At 50.8% G+C, this 11,792-nt stretch carries 14 protein-coding genes; all 14 read right to left on the reverse strand.

Annotation, left to right across the window (positions count from 1 at the left end; translation table 11 throughout):
* Entirely contained in the window at positions 1 to 753 is a 753-nt protein-coding gene (locus ACFO3I_RS17845) for a protein phosphatase CheZ (RefSeq protein ID WP_377336380.1), read from the reverse strand.
* Positions 754 to 778: 25 nt separating this feature from the next.
* Positions 779 to 1,150, reverse strand: coding sequence for a chemotaxis response regulator CheY (gene cheY, locus ACFO3I_RS17850; RefSeq protein ID WP_465269151.1), 372 nt, complete (start codon positions 1,148 to 1,150; stop codon positions 779 to 781).
* 53 nt (positions 1,151 to 1,203) lie between these two features.
* On the reverse strand, positions 1,204 to 1,923 hold the full coding sequence (locus tag ACFO3I_RS17855) for an RNA polymerase sigma factor FliA (protein WP_377336383.1): 720 nt from the start codon (positions 1,921 to 1,923) through the stop codon (positions 1,204 to 1,206).
* Positions 1,920 to 2,798: a MinD/ParA family protein gene (locus ACFO3I_RS17860; protein ID WP_465269152.1), complete on the reverse strand. Its 879-nt coding sequence runs from the start codon at positions 2,796 to 2,798 to the stop codon at positions 1,920 to 1,922. Before ACFO3I_RS17860 ends, ACFO3I_RS17855 begins: the two co-directional genes overlap by 4 nt.
* Positions 2,791 to 4,194, reverse strand: a complete 1,404-nt coding sequence (flhF, locus tag ACFO3I_RS17865; protein WP_377336388.1) for a flagellar biosynthesis protein FlhF — start codon at positions 4,192 to 4,194, stop codon at positions 2,791 to 2,793. Before flhF ends, ACFO3I_RS17860 begins: the two co-directional genes overlap by 8 nt.
* Before the next feature lie 10 nt (positions 4,195 to 4,204).
* Complete coding sequence (gene flhA / locus ACFO3I_RS17870; RefSeq protein WP_377336390.1) at positions 4,205 to 6,313, reverse strand: flagellar biosynthesis protein FlhA; 2,109 nt, start codon at positions 6,311 to 6,313, stop codon at positions 4,205 to 4,207.
* Between the two features lie 84 nt (positions 6,314 to 6,397).
* The gene (flhB, locus tag ACFO3I_RS17875; RefSeq protein ID WP_377336392.1) at positions 6,398 to 7,525 is read right to left on the reverse strand and encodes a flagellar biosynthesis protein FlhB; all 1,128 of its coding nucleotides are present in this window, start codon (positions 7,523 to 7,525) and stop codon (positions 6,398 to 6,400) included.
* Between the two features lie 32 nt (positions 7,526 to 7,557).
* Positions 7,558 to 8,331, reverse strand: coding sequence for a flagellar biosynthetic protein FliR (gene fliR / locus ACFO3I_RS17880; protein WP_377336394.1), 774 nt, complete (start codon positions 8,329 to 8,331; stop codon positions 7,558 to 7,560).
* Positions 8,331 to 8,600, reverse strand: coding sequence for a flagellar biosynthesis protein FliQ (gene fliQ / locus ACFO3I_RS17885; protein ID WP_377336396.1), 270 nt, complete (start codon positions 8,598 to 8,600; stop codon positions 8,331 to 8,333). Before fliQ ends, fliR begins: the two co-directional genes overlap by 1 nt.
* A complete protein-coding gene (gene fliP / locus ACFO3I_RS17890; RefSeq protein WP_377336398.1) occupies positions 8,597 to 9,343 on the reverse strand; it encodes a flagellar type III secretion system pore protein FliP in 747 nt (248 codons plus the stop codon). Before fliP ends, fliQ begins: the two co-directional genes overlap by 4 nt.
* Entirely contained in the window at positions 9,343 to 9,741 is a 399-nt protein-coding gene (gene fliO / locus ACFO3I_RS17895) for a flagellar biosynthetic protein FliO (protein ID WP_377336401.1), read from the reverse strand. Before fliO ends, fliP begins: the two co-directional genes overlap by 1 nt.
* Entirely contained in the window at positions 9,741 to 10,130 is a 390-nt protein-coding gene (gene fliN / locus ACFO3I_RS17900) for a flagellar motor switch protein FliN (RefSeq protein WP_377336403.1), read from the reverse strand. The genes fliO and fliN overlap by 1 nt, the downstream gene beginning before the upstream one ends.
* Entirely contained in the window at positions 10,130 to 11,224 is a 1,095-nt protein-coding gene (fliM, locus tag ACFO3I_RS17905; RefSeq protein WP_377336405.1) for a flagellar motor switch protein FliM, read from the reverse strand. The genes fliN and fliM overlap by 1 nt, the downstream gene beginning before the upstream one ends.
* 12 nt (positions 11,225 to 11,236) lie before the next feature.
* Positions 11,237 to 11,773, reverse strand: coding sequence for a flagellar basal body-associated protein FliL (gene fliL / locus ACFO3I_RS17910; protein WP_377336408.1), 537 nt, complete (start codon positions 11,771 to 11,773; stop codon positions 11,237 to 11,239).
* Positions 11,774 to 11,792: the final 19 nt, after the last annotated feature.

The raw sequence follows: 11,792 nt of genomic DNA on the forward strand, positions 1-11,792 counted from the left end.
TTAGAAACCTAAACTTGATAATAAATCGTCCACATCATCCTGACCGGAGACCACGTCATCACGGCCTTCCTTATCAATAATAGGACCTTCAGCCTCATGACCTGCTTTGGCCTTTTTAACTACAGCAGGACGTTCTTCAACAGGTAAATTTGTTTGACCAAATGCGGTCAACAAACCGATCAGGCTGGTCTCAACTTCCCTGACCAGCTCAATCACACGACGCAGGATCTGACCCGTCAAATCCTGATAATCCTGAGCCATTAATACTTCGGTTAGCAGACGATGCAGTGTCGAAGAATTACCGGAAGCCGAATGCAGAAACCCATCCAGGTTATGGCACAGGCTTTTGAATTCGCCAACTTTCATATCCCGTGTCATCAGTCGCTGCCAGACAGGAATAATAGCCTGAAGTTTATTATTTAACTCGTCGGCAATAGGCAGGCAGTTTTCGACGGCATCCATCGTTTTGTTTGCGGCTTGTTCAGTCATGTCGATGACGTGATTCAAGCGCATTTTGGCGTCTGGAATGTCTTCTTCCAGCAGGGAGTTCAGTGAGGGATCGACCTGAAAGCTTGTCAATGAATTGTGTAACTGCCGGGTCAGCTTGCCGACCTCGGCAAATAATTCAGAAGAGCCTGGCACTGCCAGTTGCTGTACCATCTGGTTTGCAGCATCAGTTTCGCCCATCTCCAGTAGCTGAACCAGTTCACGCGCCTGCTCCAGCGAAATCAGAGGTGCCGTAGGTACAGACATGGTGTACTCCTTTGTCAGTTACCGGCTAACCCAGACGTTCGAAGATTTTGGCCAGCTTTTCCTGTAAAGTAGCAGCAGTAAATGGTTTGACAATGTAGCCGTTAACCCCTGCCTGAGCTGCCGCAATGATTTGTTCTTTTTTGGCTTCCGCAGTCACCATCAATACAGGGATATGCTTCAGTTTGCCGTCGGCACGGATAGCGCGGAGCAAGTCGATACCTTGCATTCCTGGCATGTTCCAGTCGGTGACGACAAAATCGAAGTCGCCGTTTTGTAACATGGGTAATGCAGTGCTGCCATCGTCAGCTTCCTGCACATTGGTGAAACCCAGGTCTCTTAACAGGTTCTTGATGATCCGTCTCATGGTTGAAAAATCGTCAACCACAAGAATCTTCATGTTCTTATCCAAAGTCCCCTCCGGTGAGCGCCCAATTTAAGGCACCCAAACTATTACAACCAATCCTGCATTCGGGAGCGAAGCCGCACCAATGCCTGACTATGAATCTGACTAACCCGTGACTCGCTGACATCCAAAACGGCGCCAATCTCTTTCAAATTGAGCTCGTCATTATAATACAGTGACAACACTATCGCTTCCCGCTCCGGCAGGCTACTGATATTTTTAATCAGCGCTTGCTGAAACGCATCGTTTGCCTGTTGTTCGTACAGATGATCATCATCAGTGTCGTCTGCCGTCACCAGCACATCTTCCGAGATGCCAAGATCTTCGATACCGATGATCCGACCGCTGCTGGCGTCACTGAGCATATGATGATACTCCTCTAAAGATATATCAAGCTTTTCAGCAACTTCAATATCTTTGACGTCCCGGCCTAACTGACCTTCCAGTTCTGCAATGGCTTCAGCAATCATGCGGGAATTGCGGTGGACTGAACGGGGTGTCCAGTCACCTCGGCGAATTTCATCAAGCATGGCACCACGAATACGGATACCAGCAAAGGTTTCGAAACTGGCCCCTTTGCTGCCATCAAAGTTCTTAGCGGCTTCAATCAGGCCAATCATACCGGCTTGAACCAAATCGTCGACAAGAACACTGGCAGGTAAACGGGCGAGTAAATGGTAGGCAATTCTTTTGACCAGTGGAGCATGTTGCTCCACCAGGCGACTCAGTTGATCAGCAGCACCGTAGGCCGCGAGTTTACTGTTCAAACCAAACCTCGTGCTTCAGGCTGATGCACCAATTGTTCTAAGAAAAACTCGAGATGACCTGAGGCGACGGGTGGAATTGGCCATTGTACAGCACGGGTAGCCAAGGTTCGGATGGCCAATGAGGCCGGTGTCTTCGGAAAAGCTTCGACAAAAGCTTTTTGTTTACGTGCCGCTTTGCGTACGTTCTCATCAAAGGGAATGGTGGCAACCAGTTCCAGCGTCACATCCAAAAACCGGTCCGTTACCCGGCTCAGTTTGGCAAACAATTCCTGCCCTTCTTTGAGTGAACGCACCATATTGGCGACAATTTTGAAACGCTGCACGCCATGTTCACGGCTCAAGATTTTCATCAGTGCATAAGCGTCGGTGATAGATGAAGGTTCGTCACAGACCACCACCAGCACATCCTGTGAAGCTCGGGAAAAGCTCAGGACCATATCGGAGATACCGGCAGCAGTATCCACCAGCAACACATCAAAGCGGGTACGCATTTCACTGAACGCACGAATAAGGCCTGCATGTTCGGCTGGTTTCAGCTCGGTCATGGATTGAGTACCTGAAGTCGCAGGCACTATCTTAATTCCGAATGGACCTTCAATCAGGATATCGTCCAGTTCTGCTTCACCGGATAAGACATGAGACAGGTTTTTCTCAACCCGCAGTCCCAGCATCACGTCACAGTTGGCTAACCCCAGGTCGGCGTCCAGCACCAGCACCTTTTTGCCGAGCTGCGACATGGCCATCGCCAGATTCAGCGACACGTTGGTCTTACCAACGCCGCCTTTCCCACCTGTTATCGCGATGACTTTGATTATTTGTTGTTTCATTCGTCTCAGACCACTGGCTTGATCGTCATTTATCTGAAGATTAGGCATAGGTTCCATCCATCCGGGTTGTCTCGTTGTACCACTGATAACCCGTACTACTGTTGGAGATCCGCAATTGTTCTGCTTGCGCGACCAGTGCCTTGGCATCTGCCATTTCAATGTCTTCCGGTACGCGTTGGCCGTTGGTCAGGTAGCTGACAGGCAGGGCGTTCTGGATCGCGACGTTAATGATTTCCCCCAAACTTAAGCATTCATCAAGTTTGGTGAAAATACAACCCGACAGCGGGATCCGTTTGAAGTGTTCCACGGTCTCCTGCATCACGCGGGCCTGTGATGTCGCAGACAATACCAGATAACTCTTTATTTTGGCACGTGAATTATGCACTAAAGATGCAAGTTTTTCAGCAAGGCGTACGTCACGTTGACTCATTCCTGCGGTGTCTATCAGGACTAATTTGCGCTGTTGCATCTGGGAAAGCAGCATCGCGAGTTCATCAGCGTCTTTGGCTTGCTTCACAGGACAGCCGATGATGCGACCGAACGTTGCCAGCTGTTCGAAGGCACCAATACGAAAACTGTCAGTGGTAATTAGCGCCACCTGATCGGCACCATGGCGTTTGGCAAATTGCGCAGCCAGTTTCGCAACAGTAGTGGTTTTACCTACCCCGGTAGGTCCGACCAAAGCCACAATGCCGCCACGACGCATAATGTCATCATTGGTGGTGATCAGCTGGCCAGTTAACAACTCCAGCGCGCTGTCCCAGGCTTCAGCGTCACTGATATCTTCCGGCATGAAGCAGGCGATTTGATCAGAAGCAGCTTCAGACAACCCCATGTCGCGCAGTTTTTCAATCACCAGAGCACGCATTGGTTCGCGTCGCGCTAAGTCCTGCCACATCAAACCAGACACCTGGTGAGTCAGCAGTTGCTTCATCGACAGCATCTCATGACGCAGTGCATCCATTTGCTGCTGCATCAGCCGAGCCTGTTGCTCCTGGTATTTGGTCAGTTCTGACATGTTAAAACCCGCCATAGCGGAACTTTGACGCTCAGAAGACGCAACTGGTTGATTTTTAGCCGAAAACAACGGATTGTTCTGCATAGCCGCTTTTGCCTGTGTCAGTTTATTGGCAGTAGCCGTGGCGGCTGGCTGCTTACTGATTTGACGGGCCAACAAGGCTTGCAGTGAATCGACCGGCGTAGTTTCTTCGTCGTCGTCCACTTTAATGTTCAAGCGAGAGCCTGAGTTTGCTTTGGCTACCTGTTCAGGCACAGGCTCTTGCGAAGTCTTGACTGGTGCGGCGTCCGGGTCGATAGCGGCAACAATTTCGACACCGCCAGCTACCTTTTTGTTCGACAAAATAATGGCGTCTGGCCCTAAAAACTCTTTCACTTCGGTCAGCGCAGTACGCATATCTTTGGCAACAAAGCGTTTAATTTTCATGGCTCAACTCCTAATTCGACTGACCGACCACACTGACAATGCGGATTTGTTTGTTATCCGGGATTTCCTGATAGGACAATACCCGTAGTCCTGGAATACTGTATTTCACGAATCGTGCCATCACTGATCGTAAAATGCCGGAGGTCAGTAAAACTGCAGGTTCCCCCGCCAATTCCTGGTTCTGTGCAGCACTTGCCAGTGACTGCTGGATACGTTCCGCCAGGCCAGGTTCTATGCCGGAACCATCGCTGCCACCGGACTGCATGGACTGATGCAGCATTTGCTCAAGCTCAGGCGCAAAGGTGATCACCGGCACTTCGGCCGCACTACCCGCCACTTCCTGAATAATCAGTCGTTTTAAGGCCACCCGACAGGCCGCAGTTAAAACGTCAACATCCTGACTCTTACCACCATAATCCACCAGTGTTTGCACTATGGTACGCATGTCGCGGATAGGCACACCTTCATGCAGCAGATTTTGCAGCACCTTCACCACCACCGTCAGCTGCATAGTTTCCGGCACCAGGGCATCCACCAGCTTGGGTGAGCTTTTTGCCAGCATGTCCAGCAGGTTTTGTACTTCTTCATGCCCCAGCAGCTGGGCTGCGTTATTGGTCAGGATCTGACTTAAATGGGTGGCGACCACAGTCGCGGCATCCACCACGGTGTACCCCAGGGTCTGGGCATGCTCACGCTGGCCTTTAGCAATCCATACCGCTTCCAGCCCAAAGGCCGGGTCCTTGGTGGCTATCCCTTTGACAGTACCAAATACCTGACCCGGGTTAATCGCCAGTTCGTTGTCATGACGCAGTTCAGATTCCCCGGAGGTCACTCCCATCATGGTGACACGGTAGGTATTGGGCTCCAGGTCCAGATTGTCGCGGATATGCACGGCCGGAATAAGGAAACCCAGCTCCTGCGATAGTTTTTTACGCACGCCTTTAATACGGTTCAGCAGCTCGCCGCCTTGGGTTTTATCCACTAGCGGGATCAGCCGGTAACCCACTTCCAGGCCAATGGTGTCGACCGGATGCACGTCGTCCCAGCTGATTTCTTTGACCGGAGCCACTTCGTTGCCCGGCACCACATCAGTTTTACGGGGTTCCACCACAGTGCCTTCTTTGGGGTTCGCCTGCCGGTACAGGTAATAGGCCGCGCCGCCAATTAACGCAGACAGCGTCAGAAAGGCGATGTGCGGCATGCCGGGGACAATCCCCATAATGAACATAATGGCGCTTGCCACCACCAACACTTTGAAATTGCTGAATTGCTCGGCAATCTGGCCGCCCATATCCGAATCTTTATTTTGTCTGGTCACAATGATGGCGGTACCGATGGACAACAACAGACCAGGAATTTGTGCCACCAGGCCGTCACCAATGGTCAGCATGGTGTAAATCTGCACCGCATTCATAAAGGTCAGGTCGTGTTGCAAAATGCCGATCACCAGGCCGCCGATGATGTTGATAGCGATAATGACCAGGCCGGCCATCGCATCGCCTTTGACAAACTTGTTGGCACCGTCCATTGAGCCGTAAAAATCAGCTTCATCGCCAATTTCCTGACGGCGTTTACGGGCCTGATCCTGGTCAATAAAGCCAGCGTTTAAGTCAGCATCAATCGCCATCTGCTTACCAGGCATCGCATCTAAGGTAAAACGTGCAGTCACTTCAGAGATACGGGCCGCACCTGAGGTCACGACCATCAGGTTGATGATCACCAGAATAGCGAACACCACTATACCGACCGCATAGTTACCACCAATCACCACTTCACCAAAGGCTTCCACCACTTTACCTGCGGCATCGGGCCCGTTATGGCCCTCCAGCAGGATCACCCGGGTACTGGCGATATTCAGCGTCAGCCGCAAAATAGTGGCAACCAGGATCACCGTAGGGAAAATGGCAAAGTCCAGCGGTTTGCGGGTATACACAGTCACCAGCAGCACCACCAGACCCAGCGAAATATTGAAGGTAAACAGAATGTCCAGCAGCGTTGGCGGTAAAGGCAATACCACCATCGCCAACGCAGCCATAATCAGCAGTGGGGTGCCCACCCCTTTGGCATAAGACAATACTTCCGGGTCAAGGCGGGACAATAACTGCTTGGCTTGTTGCATGCTGAAACCTGACAAATAACTGACATTCAGCAGGGTAAGGCAAAAAGTGTTCCAGTTTGAAAATCGGCGCTATCAATTGCCGGTTTAGTGGCGGAATTCCTCAGGAATCGGCAAATCTTTCGCCAGCGCTTTGGGTCGTTTCCCTTTGCCTTTGCGGAACATATTCAGCTGATACACGTAGGCCAACACCTGCGCTACAGCCGCAAACAGCTGCTCAGGGATAGGTTGCTCCAGTTCTGTCGTGTAAAACACCGAACGCGCCAGCATCGGGGATTCAAGCACGGGCACTTTGTTTTCTTCGGCAATTTTACGGATCATCAGCGCGACTTCATCAGCGCCTTTGGCCACTACAACAGGGGCGCGGAATTTCGCCTGATCGTATTTCAGCGCCACCGCAAAGTGAGTCGGGTTGGTCACGACCACGTCAGCCGTCGGTACTTCAGACATCATGCGACGTTTGGCGGCCTGATACTGCAAGGTTCGGATCCGCCCTTTTACCCGAGGGTCGCCTTCCTGGTTCTTAAACTCATCTTTCACTTCCTGCAGCGTCATTTTCAGGTTCTTGTTGTGCTGCCAGGCCTGATAAGGCGCATCTATCATCGCAATCACCACCACACTGCAACAAATGCCAAAAAACACCCAGGCCAGTATTTCCACCGCTGCATAAATATCATCCGGCGTACTCATCATCGACAGCGTCATAATATCGTCGAAATAGTTGCTGAGCAGTGCATAGGTCAAACCACCAATCACCAGCACTTTACTGACACTCTTCAGTAATTCGACCACGGCCTGCATGCCGAACATCCGTTTTAAGCCACTGACCGGATTGAGTTTGCTCCATTTGAAACCGATGGCTTGCCAGGTGAAGTTGTAGCCTCCAACCAGAATGCTGCCTACATAGGCGGCCAGCATAATCAGCAGAAAGAATTTAATCAGCGCAGGCAGCAAGGCCCAAATGGAATCGCCCCAGGCGGTAAACATGGAATAGGGATTGAAAATATCTTTTTCATCCAGCGATAACAGGCGGCGACACACTTCCAGCACAGAGCCAGCGATTTGCGAACCAAACATCAGAATGCCGGCACTGCTGCCTAGCAATACGGCAAAAGTGGCCAGGTCTTTCGAGCGGGCGACCTGACCTTTCTTTCGGGTGTCTTCCAGTTTTTTACTGGTGGGCTGTTCGGTCTTTTCCTGTCCTGATTCCGCCATTAGCGCCTCCTGTTCTGCTCAGTGGTCATCAATCAGCAGCCCACTAACCGGCACGCATAATCAATGCTGTATTGCCAGTTCAGGTTAAAGTGATAAAGGAAGGTATCCAGCGTCAGGTACATAATCAATAAACCGGCGATCATGCTGATAGGCATCCCTATCGAAAAAATGTTCAGCTGAGGAGCAGTACGGGTTAATACCCCAAAGGCTATATTCACCACCAGCATGGCAGTGACCGGCGCCATAGTAATAGCCAGAGCAGTCACAATAATCCAGCCGCCAAATTCAGCAATCTGCCAGTATTTGTTCACGTCCAGCCATTGCCCTTGAATGGGCAAGGACTCAAAGCTAAACATCATCAGCTGAAACATCGCCAGATGGCCGTCATACACCAGAAAGAGCAAGGTGGCCAGGATCAGGTAAAACTGACCAATGGCCGGCACCGACACCCCGTTAACCGGGTCCGCCAAAGCAGCAAAACCTAAACCGGTTTGGGTCGCCAGCACCTGACCTGCGGTGACAAAAGCCTGAATAAATATCTGGGAAATAAAACCGATGGCCAGACCAATAATAATTTGCTGGATCACCTGCACCACCAGATTCAGCGACATCAGGTTGACGTCCCGCACCGGCGGCACCACCGGCATCACCATCACAATAAAGGCTGCGCAGTAGGCTGTTTTAACCCGGGTTGGAATATTTTTCGCGCCGAATGCCGCCATAATAAACATCATGGCAGCCACACGGGTAAAGGGCAGCATAAAGTCAGCGATCACCTGAAGTAACTGCTGTAGCGGGTAATCCATCAGCCGACTACCGAAGGAATGCTCAGGTAGAGTTTTTGGGTGTAATCCATCAAGGTCTGGGTCAGCCAGTGGCCGCCAAACATCAATGCCAGCAAAGTGACAATCAAACGAGGTAAGAAGCTTAATGTTTGTTCGTTAATAGAGGTTGCCGCCTGAAAGATGGACACCACCAGACCAATCAGCAGTGACGGAACAATCACCACGGACACAATCAGAATAATCAGCCAGAGCGCATCACTCAGGATATCAACAAAGGTTTCCGGACTCATGTGCCCACCCCATAACTGGTTGCCAGAGTTCCCATCACCAGTAACCAGCCATCCACCAGCACAAACATCATCAGTTTAAATGGCAAAGATACAATCATGGGTGACAACATCATCATCCCCATCGCCATCAAAATACTGGCGACGACCAGGTCGATAATCAAAAATGGAATAAAGATCATAAAACCAATCTGGAACGCCGTTTTCAGCTCACTGGTGATAAATGCCGGGATCACTACAGTGATCGGTAAATCGGCCACATTATCCACTTTGGGTGTACCAGCAATTTCAGCAAAGGTTTCCAAATCTTTTAAACGGGTTTGATGCAGCATAAAGGCTTTCATCGGCTTTAACGCTTCGTCAAAGGCCTGAATTGACGTGATTTGCTCACTTAAATACGGCTGCAGGGCTTTTTGATTCACCTCATCAAACACCGGCGCCATAATAAAAAAAGTCAGGAATAAGGTGATACCAATCAGGATTTGGTTTGACGGTGAAGACTGTAAGCCAATGGCCTGACGCAGAATGGCCAGCACCACAATAATGCGGGTGAAGCTGGTCATCATAATGACGATGGCCGGGATAAAACTCAGCGCTGTCATCACCGCCAGCACTTGCAGGGTGACACTGTAATCCTGAGTCCCATCCGGCTTGGTGGTCACGGTCAGGGCGGATAAAGCGCCGGACTGCTGAGCCAGCAATTCAGGGCTCAAAACCAGCAACAACAGAGCCAATAATCGCCACATCAGTTGGTATCCTTTTTCCCTTGCAACAACTGTTGCCATTGCCGACGCCAGTCCAGCGGCGGCTGGTCTGCGGATAACGGCTGTTCCAGCTCAAATAAAAAATTAATCTGCTGCCCTGTCACACCCAGTACACGCTGTTTGCCCTGGATCTCAATCACCAGCAGACGTTCACGCGGCCCCAGCATCATGGAGCTGACCACTTTAATTTGGCCGGAGCCGGGCAGCTTTTGCACCATTTTTTTGTAAAACCAGGCCAGTGCAAACAGCAACCCAAGAACAATCACCAAAGAACCGAATACATTCAACAGATCAGCACCGGAGCCCACAGGAGCGCTCTGAACCGCTTCTTCGGCAACAACAGGAGCGGACAACAGCAGCGGCAGCACGTGTTTTAGCATCAACGTAACTTCTTAATCCGCTCAATCTGGCTGATTACGTCAGTCAGACGGATACCAAATTTATCGTTCACCACGACTACTTCGCCGTGAGCAATCAGGGTACCGTTGACCAGCACATCCAGCGGTTCACCAGCCAGTCGCTCCAGTTCCACCACTGAGCCCTGATTTAATTGCAGCAGGTTACGGATACTGATTTTCGCCCGCCCGACTTCCATCGAAATGGTGACCGGGATATCCAAAATGGTGTCGAGTTTACGCTTTTCGTCCACCGTCAGTGGTGCACGTTCTTCTTTCAGCTCATCCAGCTCCACAGCTTCTGCGCTGCTACCGCCTTCGGCTTCGGCCAGCGCGGCAGCCCATTCGTCCATGGTATCTTGTTCGTTTGCCATTACCATCTATCCTCAGTACGTTCAGACAAATTCAAATCTGCTTCCAGTTCACTAATATCTGCGTCGCTGTCCAGACGACGGCCGCCTTTGGTAAAGACGTTCATTTCAGATTTGACTGATTCAGGACGTTTAATTTTTTCGGTGATCTTCAGTGCCACGTTGTCACGCGAGCGTCCGACTTTGGCTCTGTAGGTCGGCAAATCTTCGATCAATACAGTAATCGTTTCAGGAATTTCGACCGGAATAATGTCACCGGCTTTGAGATTCATCACTTGTTCAAGCGTCAGGTCAACGTCCATCATTTTGGTGGTTAAATCCACCTTCACATCCATGATTTCGTCGCGCAGCGCCTTACTCCACCGTAAGTCGGTGTCTTCTTTATCACTCTGCACACCCGCATCCAGCAATTCCCGGATCGGTTCCAGCATCGAATAAGGCAAAGCAACGTGGAAATCACCGCCACCACCGTCCAGTTCAATATGGAAGGAGCTGATCACCACCACTTCAGTCGGACTGACGATGTTGGCCATCGCCGGGTTTACTTCTGAATCCAGGTATTCGAAGGACACGTCCATCACTGGCGCCCAGGCTTCTTTGTAATCTTCGAAAATCAGCTTGAGCAGCATTTGAATGATTCGGCGTTCGGTTGGGGTAAATTCCCGGCCTTCAATTTTGGCGTGGTAACGGCCGTCGCCGCCAAAGAAGTTGTCTACCAGGATAAACACCAGGCGGGCTTCCATGGTGATCAGGCCCGTCCCTTTCAGTGGACGGAACCGCACCATATTCAGACTGGTAGGAACAAACAGAGTGTGAACGTATTCACCGAACTTGATCATTTGCACGCCGTTAATCGAAACTTCGGCAGTACGACGCATCATATTAAACAGACTGATCCGCATATGACGGGCAAAACGCTCATTGACCATTTCCAGAGTCGGCATCCGGCCACGCACAATGCGGTCTTGCGAAGAAAAGTCGTATTCAGTGGCACCACGGCCGCGGCCGTCACCACTGTCTTCAACCTCTTCTTCTTCGACATCATCAACGCCGTGTAATAGCGCGTCAATTTCGTCCTGGGACAATAAATCAGTCAAGTCGCTGCTCTCTTATTGCATCACAAAACCAGTAAACAACACTTCTTCCACCACCTGCGAGCCGGCCACCCCAGTCAGGGCATCCTGCACTTCACGTAAGGCTTTTTTCTTCAATTCTTCTTTGCCGTCGACCGTAATTAACTGCTCGGCATTGCTGGTACTGAAGGTACGCAACAACGTACTTTCAATCAGCGGAATATGCACTTTGGCCGTCTCTTCGTTATTGCTGCCACGCACCAGTAACTGCACTTTAATTTGCACCAGCCGGTCTTTAGTCGCGCCAGGAACGTTAAAAATAAAGGGTCTTGGCATTGTGACATAAAGCGCAGAACCTTTATCCGCACTGGCAGCCGCGCCTTCTTCCGCGGCAGGAGCTCCATCGGCGGCAACGTCCATTTCCTGCGGTACCGGCTCCGAGCCACCGGAAAGCATCACAAAAGCTCCGCCCCCGACCGCCAGTGCGGCAACCACAGCACCAATGATGATCAGTTTTTTCTTTTTGCCTGAACCATCGGCTATTTCTAACTCTTTACCTTTACCCGCTGCCATTGTTCGTCCTCATCCGGCT

The organism is Rheinheimera marina (genome assembly GCF_042654345.1).
In the GTDB taxonomy this organism is placed as follows: Bacteria; Pseudomonadota; Gammaproteobacteria; order Enterobacterales; family Alteromonadaceae; genus Pararheinheimera; species Pararheinheimera marina.

Bases quoted from the DNA above. Each gene is read 5' to 3' on its own strand.
- fliN (WP_377336403.1), bottom strand. From the start codon at position 10,130: ATGGCAAACGAACAAGATACCATGGACGAATGGGCTGCCGCGCTGGCC.
- fliO (WP_377336401.1), bottom strand. From the start codon at position 9,741: ATGCTAAAACACGTGCTGCCGCTGCTGTTGTCCGCTCCTGTTGTTGCC.
- flhA (WP_377336390.1), bottom strand. From the start codon at position 6,313: ATGCAACAAGCCAAGCAGTTATTGTCCCGCCTTGACCCGGAAGTATTG.
- fliP (WP_377336398.1), bottom strand. From the start codon at position 9,343: ATGTGGCGATTATTGGCTCTGTTGTTGCTGGTTTTGAGCCCTGAATTG.
- flhB (WP_377336392.1), bottom strand. From the start codon at position 7,525: ATGGCGGAATCAGGACAGGAAAAGACCGAACAGCCCACCAGTAAAAAA.
- flhF (WP_377336388.1), bottom strand. From the start codon at position 4,194: ATGAAAATTAAACGCTTTGTTGCCAAAGATATGCGTACTGCGCTGACC.
- fliL (WP_377336408.1), bottom strand. From the start codon at position 11,773: ATGGCAGCGGGTAAAGGTAAAGAGTTAGAAATAGCCGATGGTTCAGGC.
- cheY (WP_465269151.1), bottom strand. From the start codon at position 1,150: ATGAAGATTCTTGTGGTTGACGATTTTTCAACCATGAGACGGATCATC.
- ACFO3I_RS17860 (WP_465269152.1), bottom strand. From the start codon at position 2,798: ATGCCTAATCTTCAGATAAATGACGATCAAGCCAGTGGTCTGAGACGA.
- fliQ (WP_377336396.1), bottom strand. From the start codon at position 8,600: ATGAGTCCGGAAACCTTTGTTGATATCCTGAGTGATGCGCTCTGGCTG.
- ACFO3I_RS17845 (WP_377336380.1), bottom strand. From the start codon at position 753: ATGTCTGTACCTACGGCACCTCTGATTTCGCTGGAGCAGGCGCGTGAA.
- fliR (WP_377336394.1), bottom strand. From the start codon at position 8,331: ATGGATTACCCGCTACAGCAGTTACTTCAGGTGATCGCTGACTTTATG.